This window comes from Paenibacillus sp. 2003, assembly GCF_031455635.1.
GTDB classification, from domain to species: domain Bacteria; phylum Bacillota; class Bacilli; order Paenibacillales; family Paenibacillaceae; genus Paenibacillus; species Paenibacillus amylolyticus_B.
Window position 1 is genome coordinate 1,677,502 of the sequence record NZ_JAVDTB010000001.1, and the last position, 20,360, is coordinate 1,697,861.

General features: G+C 44.9%; 18 protein-coding genes. 12 read left to right on the forward strand and 6 right to left on the reverse strand.

The annotated features are described in order from the left end of the window. Positions 1-83 precede the first annotated feature (83 nt). From J2X75_RS07475 to J2X75_RS07490, 4 genes are all read right to left on the reverse strand, one after another. Positions 84-974: a carbohydrate ABC transporter permease gene (locus J2X75_RS07475; protein WP_124114740.1), complete on the reverse strand. Its 891-nt coding sequence runs from the start codon at positions 972-974 to the stop codon at positions 84-86. Between the two features lie 18 nt (positions 975-992). Continuing rightward, positions 993-1,883 (reverse strand): ABC transporter permease, encoded by an 891-nt coding sequence (locus J2X75_RS07480; protein ID WP_310335423.1) that lies wholly within the window; start codon positions 1,881-1,883, stop codon positions 993-995. Between the two features lie 89 nt (positions 1,884-1,972). Next, positions 1,973-3,574: a type 2 periplasmic-binding domain-containing protein gene (locus J2X75_RS07485; RefSeq protein WP_310335425.1), complete on the reverse strand. Its 1,602-nt coding sequence runs from the start codon at positions 3,572-3,574 to the stop codon at positions 1,973-1,975. Positions 3,575-3,760: 186 nt separating this feature from the next. Further along, a complete protein-coding gene (locus tag J2X75_RS07490) occupies positions 3,761-4,771 on the reverse strand; it encodes an alpha/beta fold hydrolase (protein ID WP_310335427.1) in 1,011 nt (336 codons plus the stop codon). Between the two features lie 124 nt (positions 4,772-4,895). On the opposite strand from J2X75_RS07490, the gene J2X75_RS07495 reads away from it, so the two are divergent. Next, positions 4,896-5,780 carry a LysR family transcriptional regulator gene (locus J2X75_RS07495; RefSeq protein WP_310335429.1) on the forward strand — a complete coding sequence of 295 codons (885 nt, stop codon included), beginning with the start codon at positions 4,896-4,898 and terminating at the stop codon, positions 5,778-5,780. A gap of 111 nt (positions 5,781-5,891) precedes the next feature. Beyond that, on the forward strand, positions 5,892-6,356 hold the full coding sequence (locus tag J2X75_RS07500) for an NUDIX domain-containing protein (protein WP_165980276.1): 465 nt from the start codon (positions 5,892-5,894) through the stop codon (positions 6,354-6,356). A gap of 161 nt (positions 6,357-6,517) precedes the next feature. Here J2X75_RS07500 and J2X75_RS07505 read toward each other — a convergent pair whose 3' ends face one another. Then, a complete protein-coding gene (locus J2X75_RS07505) occupies positions 6,518-6,865 on the reverse strand; it encodes a winged helix-turn-helix transcriptional regulator (RefSeq protein ID WP_310335432.1) in 348 nt (115 codons plus the stop codon). Between the two features lie 134 nt (positions 6,866-6,999). Between J2X75_RS07505 and J2X75_RS07510 the strand changes: the two genes are divergently transcribed. The 6 genes from J2X75_RS07510 (at position 7,000) to J2X75_RS07535 (ending at position 12,598) form a co-directional block, all read left to right on the forward strand. Continuing rightward, positions 7,000-7,914, forward strand: a complete 915-nt coding sequence (locus J2X75_RS07510) for a DsbA family oxidoreductase (RefSeq protein ID WP_310335434.1) — start codon at positions 7,000-7,002, stop codon at positions 7,912-7,914. A gap of 474 nt (positions 7,915-8,388) precedes the next feature. Then, positions 8,389-9,180, forward strand: coding sequence for a helix-turn-helix domain-containing protein (locus J2X75_RS07515; protein ID WP_310336684.1), 792 nt, complete (start codon positions 8,389-8,391; stop codon positions 9,178-9,180). Continuing rightward, positions 9,177-9,824, forward strand: a complete 648-nt coding sequence (locus tag J2X75_RS07520) for a GNAT family N-acetyltransferase (protein ID WP_310335436.1) — start codon at positions 9,177-9,179, stop codon at positions 9,822-9,824. Before J2X75_RS07515 ends, J2X75_RS07520 begins: the two co-directional genes overlap by 4 nt. After that, positions 9,811-10,830, forward strand: coding sequence for an alpha/beta hydrolase family protein (locus tag J2X75_RS07525; RefSeq protein WP_310335438.1), 1,020 nt, complete (start codon positions 9,811-9,813; stop codon positions 10,828-10,830). The genes J2X75_RS07520 and J2X75_RS07525 overlap by 14 nt, the downstream gene beginning before the upstream one ends. A 73-nt stretch (positions 10,831-10,903) precedes the next feature. Next, the gene (locus tag J2X75_RS07530; RefSeq protein WP_310335440.1) at positions 10,904-11,467 is read left to right on the forward strand and encodes a GNAT family N-acetyltransferase; all 564 of its coding nucleotides are present in this window, start codon (positions 10,904-10,906) and stop codon (positions 11,465-11,467) included. Positions 11,468-12,019: 552 nt separating this feature from the next. Next, the gene (locus tag J2X75_RS07535) at positions 12,020-12,598 is read left to right on the forward strand and encodes a hypothetical protein (protein WP_310335442.1); all 579 of its coding nucleotides are present in this window, start codon (positions 12,020-12,022) and stop codon (positions 12,596-12,598) included. 354 nt (positions 12,599-12,952) lie between these two features. Here the strand turns inward: J2X75_RS07535 and arfA are convergent, their stop codons facing one another. Then, complete coding sequence (gene arfA, locus J2X75_RS07540; protein WP_310335444.1) at positions 12,953-14,461, reverse strand: arabinosylfuranosidase ArfA; 1,509 nt, start codon at positions 14,459-14,461, stop codon at positions 12,953-12,955. 208 nt (positions 14,462-14,669) lie between these two features. Between arfA and J2X75_RS07545 the strand changes: the two genes are divergently transcribed. The 4 genes from J2X75_RS07545 to J2X75_RS07560 all read left to right on the forward strand — a co-directional run bounded on the left by J2X75_RS07545 (position 14,670) and on the right by J2X75_RS07560 (position 20,288). Next, positions 14,670-15,602: an ArsR/SmtB family transcription factor gene (locus tag J2X75_RS07545; RefSeq protein WP_310335445.1), complete on the forward strand. Its 933-nt coding sequence runs from the start codon at positions 14,670-14,672 to the stop codon at positions 15,600-15,602. A 232-nt stretch (positions 15,603-15,834) separates the two neighbouring features. Beyond that, positions 15,835-16,683, forward strand: a complete 849-nt coding sequence (gene licT, locus J2X75_RS07550; RefSeq protein ID WP_310335446.1) for a BglG family transcription antiterminator LicT — start codon at positions 15,835-15,837, stop codon at positions 16,681-16,683. A gap of 158 nt (positions 16,684-16,841) precedes the next feature. Beyond that, entirely contained in the window at positions 16,842-18,779 is a 1,938-nt protein-coding gene (locus J2X75_RS07555; protein WP_310335447.1) for a beta-glucoside-specific PTS transporter subunit IIABC, read from the forward strand. 42 nt (positions 18,780-18,821) lie between these two features. After that, the gene (locus J2X75_RS07560) at positions 18,822-20,288 is read left to right on the forward strand and encodes a glycoside hydrolase family 1 protein (RefSeq protein ID WP_310335449.1); all 1,467 of its coding nucleotides are present in this window, start codon (positions 18,822-18,824) and stop codon (positions 20,286-20,288) included. Positions 20,289-20,360 lie beyond the last annotated feature (72 nt).

Consider the following 20,360-nt stretch of genomic DNA (forward strand, 5'->3'; position numbering starts at 1 on the left):
ATCTCATAATGCGGTACAACGATCATAAAAATAAGTTTAGATATAAACAAAGGGCTCGCAGTATGAACTGCAAGCCCTTTTGTTCACCCTTTGACGCTACCTAGCACCAAACCTTTGGTGAAATATTTCTGTAAAAACGGATACACGAGTAAAATCGGAATGGCACCCAAGAACATCTGAGCGGCGCGCCCCGTTCTGGCGTTCATCATGGACAACAGCTGCGTATAATCTGACCCGGATTTCAGCATGATTTGCTCAAAACTTTGCAGGAGGGTCTGGAGGTAGCTTTGTAATGGATAATTAGCTGGATTGTTCATATAGATAATGCCATCGAACCACGAATTCCAGTGGGCAACGATACTGAACAAACCAACCGTAGCGAGAGCGGGCTTGAGAAGTGGGAGTAGAATACGAAGCAATACCTGTACAGGCCCAGCACCATCGATAATGGCTGATTCTTCAATCTCCTCGGGCAGCCCCCGAATGAAATTCATGAGGATAATCATACTGAATACGGGGAGGGCCCCAGGCAGGATCAGAGACCATATGGAATCGATCAGTCCCATTTTGACGACCACGAGATAGGTTGGAATTAGACCTCCACTGAATAACATGGTTATTATGAAAAATCCCATATAGATATTACGCCCCATCAATTTTTGTTTGGATTTGGAGAGGGGATAAGCGGTGAGTACGATCAGAACCAGATTCACCAACGTTCCGATAACGGTTCGTTGAATGGCTACCCAGAGAGAGGAGAAAAATGATCCTCCAGTTAATGCAAATTCATAGGCTTTTGTCGTAAATTCCACAGGCCAGAACGTAACACTCCCCGCAGATACAGCCGCGCTGCTGCTGAATGAAACAGCCAGCAGGTTGATAAACGGCAGGATACATAGGAGAGAGATTAGAAGCAGTATGGTGTAGTTTATGATAAGAAATACACGTCTGCTCATACTTTTATCATAGATCATAATGTAAGTTCCTCCTTCTTAGAAGATACGATAGCCAGCCACTCTGAAAGCCAGGATGTACGATACAGCAACGAGAACACTGGAAATGATCGATTTGAATAACCCGACAGCGGTACCAATCGAATACTGTGCCTGTTGGATTCCCAACCGATATACATAGGTATCAATAATATCACCGGTCTGATAGACAACAGGGGAGTAGAGATTATAGATCTGGTCAAAGCCAGCATTGAGTACGTTTCCAAGTGAAAGTACGGTCATTAAAACAATGGTTGGCATGAGGAGAGGCAACGTAATGTAGATGGTCTGCTTCCACCGTTTCGCTCCGTCGATCACTGCAGCCTCATAAAGTCCCGGATCAATACTGGTCAGGGCTGCCAAATAAACAACCGTGCCAAATCCGAAACCTTTCCATATGTCACTCACAATCATCGTCCAAGGGAAAATAGAGGGTGTGCCAAGAAAGGAGATCGGTGCAATACCAAATACACTTAGAAATGTATTGATAATGCCGTCGGAACTAAGGATATCCAGCATGATGCCGGCCATAATGACCCAAGAGAGGAAGTTCGGAATGTAGACCAGTGTTTGAAATGTACGTTTAATTCCACTGTGCAGTACCTCGTTAAGCAGTAATGCGAAAATTACGGGCACGATTATACCACCGATAATCTTAAAGACAGACATATACAATGTATTCCAGATCGTTCTTACGAAGTTCGGCTGATTAAATATGTGGGTAAAATTATCCCATCCTACCCATGGCGAGTTGAATCCGAGGCCCGGATTGTACTTCTGAAACGCAATAATAAGTCCGTAGAATGGGATGTAACTAAAGATGAAGACCAAGACCAGGCTTGGTATCAACATGAGATGGTAAGCTCGCTGTTGCTTCCATTTTCTCAGCATTCGTATTCCTCCGTTCTTGGCGCGATAAAATTGTAACCGCTACCAAGAAGAGACGAGAACATTCTCATCCCTTCTTGGCAACAGACTTTTTATTTTCCGTATGCCTCATTGACGGCCTGGGTTGCGTCATCACCTCCGGCTGCTCGCCAGTTCTGGACAATTACATCGAAATAATCGATACTTTCGCTACCCATAATGATCTTGGTGAAGCCCTCCGTCAGGATATCATCCAAGGTTGTTCCATAGCTTGACAGGATCTCTGGTGTAACACCCCATAAGGCTGTCTTCGTATAGTTTTCGCTGTCGAGTACTTTTTTGGCAAGTCCATACGCATTTTTGGGAGCCCCTTGTTGCAAATAATCACCAACTGCTCCTGGGGTTGCGTTCTCCATGAATTCAACACTGTTATTATATTTTTGCCACATACCCGAAGTCGTAAGTCCACTGGTATCCTTGGATTGAAGGGCAGCGGAGACCGCCTCAAATTGCTCGTAATCGGAATTTGGATTAAGTACACGGAACGCTCCAACAACATGGGCAATATCGTTATCCAGCAAAGCAGATAGCGTTTCTGTCGATTCCTTGCCATTGCCTTCATCCACGATATAAGCATAGTCGTTCAAAATTTGGATCACTTTCTCGGGGTTCTTGAATCCCTTCTTCATGACAATATAATTGTTGTTGGCGAAAAAGATGGATTGTTTGGCTTCCTTCCCATCGACGGTAGGAATGATATAAGGATAGAAGATAGCGTCTTTACCCAAGTTGGATACCGTATCGACACCCGGATTATAACCCCACCATTGGTAATAAGGCTGCATGCCCACTTTGCCGGCTACGATATCCGCGTTCATCGCATTAAAGTCTTTGATTGCAAATTCCGGATCAATGATGCCTCGCTTGTACCATTCTGACCACTCAGCCAGCGCATTTTTCATCTCAGGCTGCACGGAGCCGTACACGAGTTTTCCAGTGCTATCCTCCATCCACATATCCGGATGCGCATTCCATGCAATGGCCAGAAGGTTGAGGTAATCCAACGATTGGTCTACCGCTATACCATAACCACCGTGCTTTTCCATGAATTTTAGTGCGATATTTTTGATGTCTTCCACAGATTTCGGATCTTGGACTCCCAATTCTTCTTTCCAGTCGTTCCGGATCCAGATGAAGTCTGGTTGTTCAATTAATCCCCAGTGCATCTGTGGTATCCCGTATAGCTTACCGTCCTTCTTTCCAGATTCGTAACTGTCCGCATCTGCTTCCATGTAACCTTTGAGACGATCTGAAGCGTGTTGATCAAAGACCTCGGAAAGGTCCATGACCATATCTGCTTCGACTAACTGTCTCAGTTGTGATGGATTAACTCTGAATACGTCAGGAAGATCGTTCGATGCGATAGCCAAATTGAGTTTTGTATCGTACTCATCGCTAACCCAGTCTGTTTTGACATCAATATTAAATTTCTCTTTGTATCGCTTAATCCATACATTGTTGGTGATATCGTCGCCCTTTGGATATTTTGCAGAAGTGTATTCTGATGTTACGGTATGAATGGTGGTCGTTCCAGTCTCGTTGGAATCCGTGTCCGTCGTTGAACCTTTATCAGCACCGCTTCCATTGCTACAGGCTGCGAGTAATAAGGTTGACATGCACACAGACAAGACTAAGGCTTTTGTTTTCTTGTTCATTTCTTTTCCCCCTTATCAGTCGTAATTCAATATCGCTTACTTGAAAATATTCTAAACGAGAAAGGGGGAACGGGATATAAAGGTTATTGACGAGAACCGGTATCTTTTTTTACTTTTGAGTTGTAGCGGAGAAAAGATAAATGAGCTTTGTGCACTTTTTTTACTTTGTACTCCTTCTTTTTTTACTCATGTCTCCAAAAATTGCTTTAGATGATGATCGATAACGAGTGAATCCTCTTCGTTTGCTCCGATTCCAAAGCAGTGTCCCCACTTGGACTCTACAGGTTGATACACAGCATTTGGCATATGCTGAGCATCATACGCACTGTCTTCTGGCGTGAAAAACAAGTCACTTGATCCTGGCATTACGAGTGCAGGAGCAGTGATTTTGCTTAACGCCTGTTCGAAGTTGCCGTCATCTACGGGATTATCGCTAATGTCTCCATAGATTCCTGTACGCAACATGGTAATCAAGTCGTTAGCATCGAAGGGAAGAAATACCTGATCCCAGTAATCTTCTACATAAGATTTCAAGGAGTTGTAACCCTCAGATTGATACAATTTCTCCAAATAGTACGCCTGCGAGAACCCCCATGGAGCATAAGCTCGTCCCATCGCTGCGAGACCGGCAACCGGAGGGCGCTCATATCTACCATTTTTATAATTCGAATCTGCCTGTAACGCCGCGATCATCGCTTCGAATACCAGCTGTGTATGGGGTCTGCTCTTTGCCGTTCCGCCAAAGGGGGCAATACGCTCGACCATCTCAGGATAACTGGTTCCCCATTGATAAACCTGCATGGCTCCCAGAGACCAGCCCACAACAAGTTTGATTTTGGAGATACCGAATTTTTGAGTGATGAGTTGATGTTGGGCATGCACATTGTCATACATGGAGATGAGGGGGAAGTTGTTCTTATCATATGGGGCAGGGGTATTACTTGGAGAGGAAGATAAACCGTTACCCAACATATTGGGCACAACGATAAAATAGCGACTGGGGTCCAGTGCTTTGTCCGTTCCAATTAACCATTCATTATCTGTGTGAATTCCAGCAAACCATGTTGGGACAACAATAACATTGTCCTTTGCCGCGTTTAAGTTTCCATAGGTCTTGTAAGCGATAAAGGCTTGAGGGAGCTGTTGTCCCGATTGAAGTAATGTATCTCCAAGGTTATATGTTTCATAATCGTTCATAGATTGATTCTCCTTATAAAATAGTAATAACTTGATTTCACTCTACAATACGTCTATTATCAATTCAACGAAACGTTATCGAACATATCATTCATTTATTTTGAACTTAGGAGGTGCCTGACTCATGGAAATACGCCAGCTAAGAACCTTTTGGACGCTTGCATCGACCTGCAGCTTTAGTCAAACTGCTGAATTATTGAGCTATGTACCGTCTACCATAACCATGCAAATCAAATCGCTGGAAGAAGAGCTTGGGGTGAAATTGCTGGATCGATTAGGCAAAAAGGTTGTGTTAACGGATGCTGGCCAACAGTTTCTGCCTTACGCCACTAAGATATTAAACGATGTAGAGGAAGCAAAATGCATATCCAGTCAGCACGGAGAATTGGCGGGAACGGTTGTGATTGGAGCAGACGAAGTGCTGTGTGCATATCTTCTTCCAGCCTTGTTCAAACGCTTCCGAGCGGACTATCCTGGTGTGCGGTTATTGTTCCGCCCCTTGTCTGGACAAGAGCTTAAATCGAGTCTGAGAGAAGGGCATGCCGATGTCGTCTTTGTATTGGATGAGCCTATGAATTCCAAAGACCTTCATTCCGAGTTTTTAAAGGATGAGACCTTTCAAATGGTCGTTTCTCCCGATCATATGTTAGCATCGCGTTCCGCGTTAGTTATCGATGACTTCCACAAACAGCATTTTTTGCTGACCGAAAAGAACTGTTCGTATCGCACTTATTTTGACCAATCCATAACAAAGAAAGGTGCAGATGCTCTGACAGAGCTGGAGTTTCATAGTGTAGAAGCCATTAAACAATGTGTTGCGGCTGGTCTAGGGATTGCTTTATTACCTGAAATGGCTTTGAAGAAAGAGTTGAGCGATGGGGAAGTGGTTGCTCTGCCGTGGGATTTATCAGATGTATCCTTTTCTGCGCAAATGCTCTGGCATCGGGAAAAATGGATCTCTCCGTCCATGGCTGCTTTCATGGAGGTCGCCAAGAGTGAGTTGATTTGATTGTTCAGAATTTGTTTAGATGTATGTGTTAAAATATTCTTCATGGAGATCGTGAGGTTAAATGGAATCAACCTTCAACAACATGATACAGATATATATGGGGGATTAGTAATGGAGAGAAAGATTAGAAATTCTGCAAAAGCATTGATCATTAAAGACGGGAGAATGCTTGCAATGAAGCAGGATGATAATGATGAAGTCATCTACATCCTGCCTGGTGGGAGCCAGAATGCAGGTGAAACCCTGACGGATGCTGTGAAGCGTGAAGTTGCGGAAGAAATCGGAATAGATGTAGAACCGTTATCACTGGAATTTGTCATTGAAGGGGTATACGGTGAAGCTCTTCATCGTGTAGATTTTGTTTTTTTATGCGAGTACATAGGTTTGATGGACCAAGATAGTTCTATTCTGCCAAGTGACGAAAACCAAGTGGAATATGAATGGCTCGAAATTAAAAATATAAACGAACTACCTTTATTTCCTTCAAAATTACGAAAGCAGATCATTAGATTGGTTGAGGGAGAAAAAACGGTTATGTATTTAGGAAATGAGGAAGATGACGACCTGAATAGTTAGATGAGTACACGTCGTAAACAAGCGGCTGTCTTGCATTTATAAATGAAAGGCTATTTCAAAGGACGTGCGGTCCAGTGAAATAGCCTTTTTGCCGTTGAACAAAGTGTACAGAGCGATTCAAAAATGAACATCTATGCTGAGGGGTTACATTAGGCCAGATGTTATATTTCTTGTTCCTTCACGCCTGCTGTCATATTTTTCTGACCCCATATTACCATGGATTCAATTAAAGGAACCAATTCCTTGCCTGATTCTGTGAGCGAATACTCCACTCTCGGTGGCACCTCGTTATATTGCTCCCGATGCACGATGCCGGAATGAATCAAATCCTTCAAACAGTTCGTTAACATCGTTCCGGTAATGCCAGGCAGTCTTCTTTTTAATTCATTGTAACGTATACAGTCATTTTCACTGAGGATTGCCAGGATCGGAAGATTCCACTTGCCTCCAATGACCTGAAATGCATAAGTCGCTGGACATAACTGATCGAAATTAAACTCGTACTTCACTTGACACCCTCCAATAGTATACTTTTTGATACTAAGTCAGAAAAAGAATCGTACTTGTTCAGAAGATTGTAAACATTATAATCAAACTAACACAAGAAAATCAATTCATAAGACAATATAAAGGCGGGATAAACGTGAGTAACGAATCAATGATGTGTGATCTGGAAACAGGCGTATGTGGTGTGAATGAGGAAGAGGCGATGCAAGAAATCAATCTGAATCACGTTGAGAAAAGGATAACTCTTTATTACGCAACAGATCCGATCTGCTCTCACTGCTGGGCGCTAGAGCCGGTGCTTCATCGGTTTGTTGAGGAATACGGTCATTATTTTACGCTGCAAATCAAAATGGGAGGGCTACTGGCTAACTGGAATGGTTTCTCGGATGGCGCTAACGGGATTCAGAAACCTTCGGACGTTGCAGAGCATTGGAAGGAAGTGGGTGAACATTCACGCATGCCCATCGACGGTTCCTTATGGCACGATAATCCAATACTTTCTTCCTATCCGCCATCTCGCGTATTTAAGGTCATTCAGAGTACACACCCTGGTAAAGAGCAGGACTTCTTAAGACGTGCGCGTGAAGCCGTGTTTGCATTCAATCGAAATATTGGAGAAGATGATGTGCTGACGGATATCGTCAATCAACTGGGCTTGAATGGAAAAGATGTGGTTGAGGCGGCTGCACAGCAATCTGCACAAGAGTTATTAGAGGAAGACTTTGAGAGTGTCGCTAGTTTGGGAGTTAGAGGGTTCCCATCAATTATCATTGTGAATGAAGAGAACCAGGGTATGAAAATTGTCGGAGCGCGCTCTCTTGAGACATATGTGCAAGCACTTCAGCAGGTGCTTGGTGGTGATCTGAAACCAAAACAGATAACCTCGTTGGAGCAGAAAATCAATGAGGGACACCTTCTTTTCTCTAGAGAAATGGAGGTCATGTACAATATCGAAAAGACTGATATTGAATCATATGTGAAATCTGAATTGGCAGAGCACACATATCGTGTGGGTTATATTTTGAATGAGATGTATGTTGAGCATATCTGAGACAGAAAATGCAAGAAATCGAATTAGCACATTTTTACGGAAAGAGTATTATCAATATTGAATGGAGTGAACCTAACGGGCAGGTCACATATGTGGCTTGTCCGTTTTGTGTATCATTAAGTAATAAATAAGTGGTGTTCATTCCATCGCTATATACTTGCTTATCATGAAATTTCTGGCATGTCAGCGCAACGTTGAAGAGATACATAGAAAAAGGGCAGGAACCGAGACCATTTTTGGTGCGTTTGTTGGACTGATTTTTATTGGGGTTTCTATCGGTATGCCCCCCAATAAGATGATTACATTCATTGTAATACAGCCTCGAAAATAGAAATCAAATCCAAAGCAGGTCAGCAATATGACTTGCTTTTTTTGTACATCTGCGAAAAAAACTGATTTGAATTGAAAACGAGGCTTGACCTTAGGTCGGACCTAAGGTTTATGCTATGTACAGGAAGAACAGCGAAGGTGGAGATGACAGTGAATGCTGAAATTACAATTAGCGAATTGGCCAAGCTGATGCACGTATCGGTACATCAAATTCGTTATTTTGAGGAAAAGGGAGTGTTGCATCCGGCTTACACAGGTGATAATCAGTACCGAATGTATGGCATGGATGAAGTGTACAGGCTTGCCCATATTTTATTGCTGCGTAAGATGGGGCTGTCCGTTCAAGTGATCAAAGAATGTCTTACACGTCTGACTCCCCAAGAGATCACACTGCTCTTTCATCAGGCACTGACCGATACCGAAGCCGAGATTAAGAAACTTCAGGAGACCAAGCATTTTATGGAGAAGTTATTGGAGGAAAAAGCACATCTTGCAGATCCGGTGGAGACAGCATGTAAAATCATTCAGCGCGAAGCCACGCCGCTATCGCTATGGTTTGAAATGGAGGCTACTGCCACGCTGAATGCGCAGACACTTGTACAGCACAAAGACAAGATCACCAATCTGTTTGAAGCAGATCTCCATTATGTCTACGATTCGTCCGGTATTGTAGGCCTGTACACTTCCGCCATCGAGGGAACGGGCCATCTGGTGCTGCCAGCGGGAACATATCTGTCCTGTCATCTTTTTGTGGAAAATGAAGAACAACTGGCTGCTCACATTCAGCATTTTTATGCTAACGCCGAAGAGGTGGGGTATGTCTGTCAGAGGCCACTACTCATAGTGGAAAAATCGTATTTATCGTTGTTCACACGCGACAAGCTTCATTATGAATTACTGTCACAGATCATAACAGAACAGGAGTTTGCCTTATGACACATCTCGTTCAGATTGAACGCATCCAGCCTGATCGTTACAAAATAGCCAGCGAACTGATGGCTTATGGATTTGGACATAAATTTCAGAGATCCACTTCAATGTCTTTGTCAGATTTGGCTACAGCCTTTGAGCAGATGCTGCATCATGTTCCCCAAGATACTGGAAATCTGCGCGTGGTCGCACGAGAAGACGATGTCATTGTGGGCACGATGTCGTTGAAGTGGAAGCCGTGCTCTCATGAACAGATCGCTGGAAAGGTGAGAGGTTCCCAGGTGTGGGACGCTTGCAATCACATCGGCGCTTGGAGACGCCTTCTGATGTTAACGGGAATTCATTTGCTGAAACACGAACCTGTGACGCAGGAATGTTACATCGAGGATATCGTTGTGCATCCACAACATCAGAGCAAGGGAATCGGCAGACAATTACTCGCCTGGGCGCAGCAATACATGCTGCAATCCCCGCAGATGTCGTATCTCAGTCTGCATGTGGTAAGTCACAACCTGAAAGCCATTCGGATGTACGAACGTCTGCAGTTTCACACACAAAACAGTACAAAAAGCTGGATGACCGGCATGCTTCTCGGTGAACAACAATGGAATTATATGACTCGCAAAGGAGAATATCATGCTTCAACGTAAAAGAATCTGGATTTCACTACTCGTCTTCATTTTATTAATTGTTGGTACAGGAACGTACATTGTTGTGCAACAGGACTACAGAATGGTCGAACAACACATCGAAATTCAAACCCCACAAGGCAAACTGACAGGTACACTGTCTCTGCCTGAAAACGAATCTGGCAAGCTGGGACTCGTGCTTTTCATCCATGGTGATGGTCCGATTGATTCGACACATAGTGATGGATATAAGCCATTGTGGGAGCGTCTTGCTTCCATAGGATACGCTTCGTTGTCGCTGGACAAACGCGGCATAGGTGGTTCCGAAGGCAACTGGCTGAATCAAAGCATCGATGATCGCGTAGTTGAAGCCGAGCAAGCTATCGCTTGGGCGAAAGAGCAACCGATGATTGATGGTTCCAAAATTGGTGTATGGGGAGCAAGTCAGGCAGGGTGGGTCATTCCCAAGCTTGCAGGCAAGGAAAATCTCGCATTTAGTATTCTCGTTTCTCCAGCGATCAATTGGCTGAGACAGGGAGAATACAACACACGGAGTCAAATGGCCAAGGATGGATTTTCGGCCACTGAGATACAAGCACAGGTGGATTACGATAACAAGATCAATGATGTGTTGAAACGTCATGGTTCTTATGAGGAATACATTAGGCTTGCACGTCAAGGTGAGGAACAGATGATCAAGGATCGTTGGAACTTTGTGATTAAAAACTTCACAGTGGATGCAACGGAGGATTTGCATAATTTTAAAACACCAGTCCTGCTATTGCTTGGAGCGAATGACGTCAATGTCGATATCAAGGATACCGAGCGTGCATATCGTCAGGAAGTCAAACCGTCGTATTTGCTTCACAAAAAGATTTTTCAAAACACGGAGCATTCGATGCTTCCTACATCCATTGCAGGCTCGGAATGGAGAATAGGGCTGAGATTCCTCTTTGCTCCAAGAAGTATTACCACCGCTGGGTATATGGACGAGATTGAACAATTCCTGACCAAATTGGCGTTATAAAGAGAACAGGTTGAGCACCGATTTTATATTGAATCGTATTAGAAGGTATAATTAAATTCTGGAGGCGAACGAGATGCTGGAATTAGAGTTTACTACTATAGAGGAGTGGGATGAAACAATGTGGGCACGGATGGAGCGGATCTATCATGAGGCCTTTCAAAGCGGTGCGAAGACAAAAGTGATTCTGCGCAGTATGCTGGACCGAGGGGTTGGTTATTTACACACGGGCGTGCATCAGGGAAAAGTGCTTGCGATGGCTGTTACTGGACTGGAGGGGAAGGCTGTGGACCGCATTCTGATCATTGACTACCTCGCAGTTGATCAGAAGCTGCGCGGGTTGGGCATAGGAACCTGGATGCTGGAGCAGCTCAGAGCCTGGGCATTAAGGGAACATGAGATCAAAGGGATACTTATCGAGGCGGAATCCGGGACAACGGGGGCTCATCAGGAACGTATTCAGTTCTGGCAACGCAACGGGTTCATCTTGACCTCCTATGTCCATCAATATAGAATGGTGCCTGAACCATATCAGGCAATGATGCTGCCACTGGACAGAAGCACGCATGTGTCTGATGATGGTGAGGCACTGTTTCGTTATATCAATGCTTTTCACAAGGTTGCTTACCGGAAGAGTTAGCCCCCTCAAACTATTTCACAATGAAGACGGGCAGAGTGAGTGAATAGGCCAGGGAACACCTGCATTCGATTAAAAAGCAATGGATGCGATATGCGCTGCTTGCAGAAATTGAACGCAGATTGGGTCATCCCGAGAGAGCAATTCAGTACGCTCAGGAAGCAGTGAATGCCTCAAACGGCGTCGAGCGTTATATGCTGGTTAAAGAATATGAAAGATATAACGCCGCTTGTGGCTTGTGGAGAAACGATTTGGACTCAAAACAAAGCGAAGTCTGCACCGGCTAAATTACGTGCGACTGAGTTAAATGAAATGATGAGAGAACGGAGCATATGCGGAGGTTGAGGTAGGAGATGGCAGAGGTTCCACAAAGCAATCTTTCCATCAATAATTACTCCAATCTGAAAATTTCCAGATTATCTCGTTGCTGTGTATTTCTATCCCATAAAGCGCTGGTCATTTTTCAATTTCGGCACACGGATGTACTATTCGCACAGGCAAGTCGTCCACCCATTGCGTAGACTGAAGTAGATCAAGTCAAGTGAGGTGAATTCCATGGCTAAAACCAGTGAAATACACGTCCGGGTGAAACGGCTAAAGGATCGCCCAGTCTGCGTGACTCTTCATAATGGCGAAACGTACGTCGGGTACATCTCTGGCGTTAACAGCGAAGGCGTAGTGCTGACCGGGGGCGGAAAGCTTACTCAGGCCGCAATCACAGCACGCTCATCTGAAGGCAGTGCTCGCAAAACCAAACCTAAAGCAGGGGCTACGAGAAAAACAGCATCCTCTCGAAACCATAAACGGGTGAACAGTACTCGTAAGTCGCAGGTACGATCCCGGTCGATGTCTCGTTCAACGTCTAGGCAAGCCCAGGTATCATCTTTCATGCCTATGCTAGGCTCATTGTTAGGTGGCTTTGGCGGACTTGGCGGTGCAGGCTCGATTGGAGGCATGTTAGGCGGTGGTATGCGGTTGTTTGGCATGATCCAGCGGTTTACACCTGTGGTCAAAATGGGGTATGGCATGATTAAGCAGATTCAGCCATTTATGGGGGCGGTTCAAGGGCTGATGACTCCAGCAAGCCAGGCTGCGGCAGAAGCCGAAGGTGAAGAGGAAGCACAACGAGGATAATACTTGAAATGAAAATCGTGAAATAGAACACAACCTTCTTTTCATTTGGGAAGGAAGTATTGCTAGTGTGTTGGGTGATTTGATCTCTTTCTGATATCTGTTCTATTCCTTATCTTCTCCGCTAGATGCTTAACTGAAAGCTGCTCTCCGTACGGCAAACGGAGGGTGGCTTATTTGCTTATGCTGTATATGAGATTTCCAATACGCACCAAACGTCTAACTTTGGAACTATGTAGTTGAGCCGACTACCCTCATGCAGCAAAAAGCACCGCGCGCAGGGAGCTGCACGCGGTGCGAAAAACAATGCTGATGTTGCAGAGTGGAAACCGATTCTATTCCGCTGTTATTAAGCCTTTATGCCTGTTTGGTTTTGAGGCGAATCACGTTCCATGATGCTTTGTTCAAGACTGCTTGCACTTTACCCTGGTCAACCGTTGTATATCCGCCATTGTGAGGAACAACGTTGCGCGGGTTTTCTTTCGTATTGGTTGCTTTCAGATCGTTGTTCTCCAGTACAATATGCTCCACGAATGTCGTTTCTCCGAAGGAGCGCAGGTCTACGTTGAGTTCCAACTGCTCATCCAGATGTCTGTTTACCGCAAAGATTGTGATCGTACCGTTCTCTTCATCATGCACACTGATCGCTTCGAGATAAGGTACATCTGTAAAGTCTTTGGAATCATATTTAGGTGAAGTTGTGATGGACCGTAACACCGTACCGCGTCCGAAGTTGGATGCATGCATGAACGGGAAATAGGTCGTCTGGAACCAGATCGCTCCGTTATTCTCGGTCATGATTGGTGCAATGGTGTTAATCAACTGAGCAAGGCAAGCCATTTTTACACGATCGGCGTGTTTGAGTATGGTAATCAGGTAACAGCCCACAGCAAGTGCATCTTCATGTGTATACACATCTTCAAACTCTGGAGGCGCAATCTGCCACCGTTCTTCCATACGGCTTGTGCCGATGGATTTCCAGACATTCCATTCATCCAGAGACAGCATTAATTTCTTTTTGCTGCGTTTCTTGGCTTGTACAAAATCACAGATTGAAGCAACACTATCAATAAATTGATCCAGATCCAGCGATGTCGCCAGGAAGTCATACGTGTTGTCTTTATTGTTGTTGTAATACTGATGCAGGGACAAGTAGTCCACATTTTCATAGGTGAGATCCAGCACGGTTGCTTCCCAATCTGCAAATGTACTCATGTCACGGCTGGAGCTGCCGCACGCGACGAGTTCGATATCCGGATCAACCCATTTCATCGCTTTGGCTGTCTCATTGGCAATACGGCCATATTCATATGCAGTCATTGCACCAATCTGCCAAGGCCCGTCCATTTCGTTGCCTAGACACCAGGTTTTGAATTTATGCGGGTCCTTGTAACCGTGAGAGATCCGCAGATCACTCCAGTATGTGCCGGATGGATGGTTGCAGTATTCGATCAGGTTTCTGGCCGCATCGATGCCGCGAGTACCCAGATTTACAGCCATCATCACTTCGGTTCCAACCAGTTTGGCCCAGTCTGCAAATTCGTTCGTTCCTACGGCATTCGTTTCAATCGTCCACCATGCCAGTTCAAGTCTGCGTTTACGCTCCGCTACCGGACCAACGCCGTCCTCCCAGTTGTAACCGGATACGAAATTTCCGCCCGGATACCGAACGATGGGTACGTTCAGAGCCTTGATCGCTTCAATGGCGTCCTGACGAAAACCTTTAGCATCGGCAGTAGGATGACCTGGATCATAAATACCGCCGTATACGGCCCGCCCCAGATGTTCTATAAATGAACCATAGACACGCGGATCTACTTCAGCAATCTGAAAGTCTTTATCGATAAGCATTTTGGATGTAAGCATGGTAAGTACCTCCATTGGATGAATTCATATTCTTGAAAGAAGTAATAGTGATATTGAATTCGCTTAAAGGCAAAATCAAATCATTGATTTGTTATCTAATATGTATCATAATGCTTATATATTGAGCAAGTTCATTTTAATGAGTTCGTAAAATAGCGAATCCTGATATTTAAATAGATCGATTTTACTCAAAAAGGAAGTGAACATCATGATGCTTGGGACAGATGCAGCTTCATTACTAATTTACGAGGCACTGGCAAGTGAAGCCCGTTTAAACATTGTGCGCCTGCTGCTACAAAAAAGAGAAATGCATATCAATGCGCTTGCCCAAGAGCTTTTTCTGAGCAAAGCTATTGTAAGTACACATGTAAGCAAGCTGCAAAAAGCCGGAATTGTCGGTAGCCGAATGAAACGGGAGAACGGCGGAACCTATAAGTACTGTTTTATCGTACGAGAGTTCATGACTATTAACCTGTCACCAGAGCCTGTTGACGCTCCTTACCATGAAATATCCATACCGGTAGGTCAATATACAGATTATGAAGCATGGCCGACCTGCGGGATTGCGACAACTACGCAGATGATTGGACAGTACGACACACCGGCCTGCTTTATGGACCCGGATCGGGTGAACGCGGGAATCCTTTGGATGGCACGAGGTTTTCTTGAATATAAGATTCCCAATTATCTGTACAATGATCAGCATCTTCGAGAGATTGAAATTTCCCTTGAACTAAGCTCGGAAGCGCCAAAGGTGAACGAAAACTGGCCGTCTGATATTCGCTTTACCCTTAACGGCAATGATCTCGGTACTTGGACAAGCCCTGGCGATTTCGGGGATCGGAAAGGTAAACATACTCCACTATGGTGGAAGCTGGATGTCAACCAATATGGTGTATTGAAAATGCTGCGTATTAACGGGGAAGGCACGTTTATTGATGGTCAGCGCATCTCGGACGTGCGCGTTCAAGACCTGAATCTGGGTGCATCCACCTATTGGACCTTGGGATTAAGACCGGAAGAAGGAGTAGATGGCCGAGGCGGACTCACGCTGTTTGGCAAAGGTTTTGGCAACTATGATCAGGATATTCTGATTCGATACTATTATGATGCTCAGGAAAATAAGACTCCAGATGAATAGGTTATGCGTTTTGATAACAATTTATAGAGGGAAAGTTCCACGATGAACCACACGCAGAACAATTCCAGAGTAATGGTATTGACAACGATTACATAGCTGATATAAGATACAGCTATATAAGGAGTGTCACTGATTCGATCAGGCACCACCAAAGTCTGGATTTCACAAGTTTGTTTATTACTTGTGTATTGGACATTGGTGGTGCTTTTTGCATACTGGGGGTGATTGCATCATGAGGTTTAAAAAATCGTTAAATAACAACATCGCACTGGCGGAAGACGCCGAAGGCTGCGAAGTCATTGTCATCGGAACGGGTGTTGGCTTCAAAAAAGTAAAAGGACAGCCGATTGAGCAGAGCCAGATCCAGAAAATGTTCCGAATCGGCTCGAATGATAAATATCAGCGAGTCGAGCAATTTCTCAACGATATCCCTCTGCAAGTCATCGACATTACGGATCAGATTATTGAGGAAGGCAAGACGATGATTGGAAAAAAGCTGAATGACTCGATCCTGTTAACACTGGCGGACCATATTCATTTTGCGCTGGATCGTTTCAAAAAAGGCGTGGATGTGCAAAATCCGCTTCATTGGGACATTCGCCATCTATATCCTGCCGAATACCGTGCCGGAGAATGGGCAGTTCAAAAAATCAATGATGCTTTTCTAGTCTCACTGCCATCTGGTGAATCAAGTTCAATTGCCCTTCATTTCGTGAACTCACAATTCGACTCGGGCAGTATGAACCAAACGATTAAAATTACACAGATGATTAATGACATTTTAGGTATCATGACTGAACATTTTGGAATGGCACTGAATCAGGAATCTGCTGATTTTTCCAGGTTCATCACCCATCTGAGATACTTCATTGTTCGTCAGTTGAACCGTGAAGTGCTCTCGTTCAAAGATCAACAATTTCTATATGATGTATTGTCGGAGCGGTATCCTGTCAGTTTCCAATGCGCACTCAAAATAAAGGAGGCGATGGAGCAGCAACGCGGATTTGTGATTACTCCCGATGAGATGGTATATCTCATGATCCACATCGAGAGAGTGACATCCCGTACCGATCCGGATTGATCTCCATACAACCTGTTTGAAGTTATACCATCATCAAAATGAATTGAATATGGAGTGTTACTGATTCGATCAGGCACCACCAAATGTTTCCGACTCCGCATCTGCGGCGGGCCGGTATTACATTTGGTTTTTTTTTCGCCAAAAAAGGAGGAAGCAACATGAATCATCGGGAGTTGTCCAAAGAAATTATCCAGTTAACAGGAGGGCAAGAGAATATTACCCAAGCCTGGCATTGCATCACACGGCTTCGTTTCAACGTTCGAGAGCAAAACAAAGTTCAATTGGAACTGATCAAAGCGCTTGATGGTGTGCTCGGCGCACAGTTTCAGAACGATCAGTTTCAGGTGGTCATTGGCAACCAGGTTGCAGCCGTATATGAGCAGATCGAGGATCAAATGAAGCAGAGTAGCATATCGAAGACCGAAATAGACGCGCCACGCTCTAAAGGGATTAATGCTGTTTTGGATACGATCTCCGGCATTTTCACTCCGATTCTGCCTGCCATCGTAGGTACAGGGATGTTAAAGGGGATTCTGGCACTGCTCGTTACACTTGGCGCGATACAGGAGAAAAGCGGTGAGTATCAAGTTCTGTCTTCAATAGCAAATGCGGCCTTTTATTTCCTGCCTTTTCTTCTGGCCCTATCATCAGCCCGAAAGTTCAAAGTGAATGAATATATCGCTCTGACGCTTGCAGGTACTTTATTGTTTCCTACGATTCTGAACTCGTATCTGGCAAACCAGCTTGAACCGATTCGTTTTCTCTCGCTGCCCGTGTCCATTGTGAATTACACCCAGTCTGTTATTCCCATTATTCTGGGTGTGTGGCTTCTGAGTTATGTACATCGCTGGGTGGATCGTTTTATTCCCGGTCCGGTCAAAGTCATCTTTACCTCGATGATTGTGCTAGTCATCACGGTGCCGATTCTATTAATTGCTATTGGCCCCCTAGGGAATTACATGGGCATCTATCTGGAAATGGGCACTTCTTGGCTCTTTGCCCATTCGGGTCCGTTAACCGGCATTATTCTTGGCGGCTTCATGCCGCTGATTGTTATGACGGGAATGCATTATGCGTTCTTCCCAGGCACATTGCAGAATCTGAGCAAACTCGGATATGACGTACTTTTGCTTCCGATCAACCTGATAACTAATATGAGCCAGGCTGGTGCAGTCACGGCTGTTTTCCTCAAGACCAAAGATAAAAGAATGAAATCCATTGCTTTATCCAGTGGTATATCCGCCTTGCTTGGCATTACTGAACCCGCACTGTACGGTGTCACCTTGAAGCTGAAAAAACCATTTTACGCTTCACTCATCGGTGGAGCAGCAGGGGGTGGATTTATAACCGCAGTGGGTCTGAAATGCTTCGGTTTTGCTGTACCAGGATTGCTTTCACTTCCGTTATACATTGGCCCGAATGGTGGTATGTCCAATTTCTGGTATGCATTAATCGGAATCGGCATCAGCTTTAGCGTTTCCTTCGTGGTGACTTTGCTGCTCAAATGGGATGAGCCAAATACACGCAATTCCGCCATGTCCGACTCAACACAAACATTAACCGAACAGGAACAGGATACAACCATTTCCTTTTCTCAAGAAATGGTAACACCTGTCACAGTACATTCCATTGAGGAAAAGAAAGGGGAGGTGTTCAGCCCGCTCATTGGTGAATTGGTGCCGCTCTCAGAGCTCCCGGATCAAACGTTTGCCGAGGAATTGACCGGGAAAGGTATTGCCATTCGTCCGCAGGATGGACGTGTTACGGCTCCTTTTGACGGAACCGTCACGTTGGTTGCCAAAAGTAAACATGCGATTATGCTGACCTCCTCCAGTGGAATCGACATTCTCATTCATGTTGGACTAAACAGTGTGTCGCTCAAAGGGAAATATTTTGACGTGAAGGTTGTTGCCGGACAAGAAGTGAAGAAGGGTGAGTTGCTTCTGGAATTTGATATGGATGGCATTCAGGGTGCGGGTATTGATCTTGTGACACCAGTCATCGTAACCAATACGCCGGATTACCTCGATGTAGTACCTGTTCAGGTGAAGGGGGTGATTCCAATGAATGAATTGCTTCTCCTCACCGTTCGTTGACAGCTTCATGAATACCACATACAAAAAAAGGAGAGAAACAACATGACAAAAACAATTAAACACTCATTTCCTGAAGGATTTTTATGGGGCGGAGCTACCGCTGCCAATCAGCTCGAAGGTGCATATGATGCAGACGGCAAAGGACTCTCTACCTCAGACATGGCTCCATTCGTTCCTCATGAGGAGCGCAATGGCAAGGATTTCACCTTCGACGTCGATTCTGTTCAATTGGAAGAATACCTGAGCGGTAACACAGACGTATATTTCCCGAAACGGAACGGCGTGGATTTCTACCACCGCTACAAAGAAGACATTGCCTTGTTTGCGGAGATGGGTTTCAAAGTGTTTCGTCTTTCGATCGCGTGGACACGGATCTTCCCGACAGGAGAAGAGGCTGTTCCCAATGAAGCTGGTCTGGCGTTTTATGACAACGTGCTGGACGAGCTGTTGAAATACGGGATTGAACCGCTCGTAACGATCTCGCACTACGAGATGCCCGTAGAGTTAACCCGCAAATACAACGGCTGGGAAAGCCGCGAGATGATCGATCTGTATCTGAAATTTGCCAATACGCTGTTTGACCGTTACAAAGACAAAGTGAAATACTGGATCACCTTTAATGAAATGAATATGATGCTGACAAGTCTGTATACTGGCGGCGGCATTCTGGAAGATAAAATTAAAGGTACACAGGAACAGGTGGCATATCAGGCAACTCATCATCAATTTGTTGCAAGCTCACTGGCTGTCAAAAGTGGTAAAGAGAAGATGCCCAATGCTCAGATTGGCTGTATGATCTGCCGCCTGGAAACGTATGCTGCTTCTAGTAAACCGGAAGATGTGTTGCAGACGATGAAGGAAGATCAGATGAACCTGTTCTACCCAGAGGTACAGGCACGGGGCGAATACCCATCCTATATGCAAAGATATTTTGAGGAAAATGGCATTGTACTGGTTAAAGCACCTGAGGATGATGCCATTATCCGGGACAATACCGTGGACTTTATTGCTTTCAGTTATTACATGACGTATATCGGAAAATATGACCCCAATGACAACAGCAACTCTGGTATGCTGGTAAGTCAGATCAAAAACCCTCATCTGAAAGCTACTGAATGGGGATGGCCTATCGATCCAATTGGTCTTCGCGTCGCGCTGAACCGATTGTATGATCGTTACCGGATGCCGCTCTTCATCGTTGAGAACGGGCTGGGTGCTATCGACACACCGGAAGAGGACGGGGCAGTCCATGACCCTTATCGCATCAATTACTTGCGCAGCCACATTGAACAGATGAAAGAAGCTGTCGCTGACGGCGTTGAATTGATGGGTTTCACTAGCTGGGGACCTATCGATATCATTAGCTGCTCGACTTCTGAAATGGGCAAACGTTATGGTTTCATTTATGTAGATCAAGACAATGCTGGCAACGGTTCATTGGAAAGAACCCGCAAGGATTCCTTCTACTGGTACAAACAAGTTATTGAAACGAACGGAGAAATCCTGTAATTATACAAAATTCTTACACGCCGCCCGTATGGGCGGTTCTTTATTTTATACTAGCAAAATCAGGGATAATTA

What these genes read in the sequence shown, in the direction of transcription:
- J2X75_RS07475 (WP_124114740.1), bottom strand. Translation starts at nt 974, where the DNA reads ATGATCTATGATAAAAGTATGAGCAGACGTGTATTTCTTATCATAAAC.
- J2X75_RS07480 (WP_310335423.1), bottom strand. Translation starts at nt 1,883, where the DNA reads ATGCTGAGAAAATGGAAGCAACAGCGAGCTTACCATCTCATGTTGATA.
- J2X75_RS07485 (WP_310335425.1), bottom strand. Translation starts at nt 3,574, where the DNA reads ATGAACAAGAAAACAAAAGCCTTAGTCTTGTCTGTGTGCATGTCAACC.
- J2X75_RS07490 (WP_310335427.1), bottom strand. Translation starts at nt 4,771, where the DNA reads ATGAACGATTATGAAACATATAACCTTGGAGATACATTACTTCAATCG.
- J2X75_RS07495 (WP_310335429.1), top strand. Translation starts at nt 4,896, where the DNA reads ATGGAAATACGCCAGCTAAGAACCTTTTGGACGCTTGCATCGACCTGC.
- J2X75_RS07500 (WP_165980276.1), top strand. Translation starts at nt 5,892, where the DNA reads ATGGAGAGAAAGATTAGAAATTCTGCAAAAGCATTGATCATTAAAGAC.
- J2X75_RS07515 (WP_310336684.1), top strand. Translation starts at nt 8,389, where the DNA reads ATGACAGTGAATGCTGAAATTACAATTAGCGAATTGGCCAAGCTGATG.
- J2X75_RS07520 (WP_310335436.1), top strand. Translation starts at nt 9,177, where the DNA reads ATGACACATCTCGTTCAGATTGAACGCATCCAGCCTGATCGTTACAAA.
- J2X75_RS07525 (WP_310335438.1), top strand. Translation starts at nt 9,811, where the DNA reads ATGCTTCAACGTAAAAGAATCTGGATTTCACTACTCGTCTTCATTTTA.
- J2X75_RS07530 (WP_310335440.1), top strand. Translation starts at nt 10,904, where the DNA reads ATGCTGGAATTAGAGTTTACTACTATAGAGGAGTGGGATGAAACAATG.
- J2X75_RS07535 (WP_310335442.1), top strand. Translation starts at nt 12,020, where the DNA reads ATGGCTAAAACCAGTGAAATACACGTCCGGGTGAAACGGCTAAAGGAT.
- arfA (WP_310335444.1), bottom strand. Translation starts at nt 14,461, where the DNA reads ATGCTTACATCCAAAATGCTTATCGATAAAGACTTTCAGATTGCTGAA.
- J2X75_RS07545 (WP_310335445.1), top strand. Translation starts at nt 14,670, where the DNA reads ATGATGCTTGGGACAGATGCAGCTTCATTACTAATTTACGAGGCACTG.
- licT (WP_310335446.1), top strand. Translation starts at nt 15,835, where the DNA reads ATGAGGTTTAAAAAATCGTTAAATAACAACATCGCACTGGCGGAAGAC.
- J2X75_RS07555 (WP_310335447.1), top strand. Translation starts at nt 16,842, where the DNA reads ATGAATCATCGGGAGTTGTCCAAAGAAATTATCCAGTTAACAGGAGGG.
- J2X75_RS07560 (WP_310335449.1), top strand. Translation starts at nt 18,822, where the DNA reads ATGACAAAAACAATTAAACACTCATTTCCTGAAGGATTTTTATGGGGC.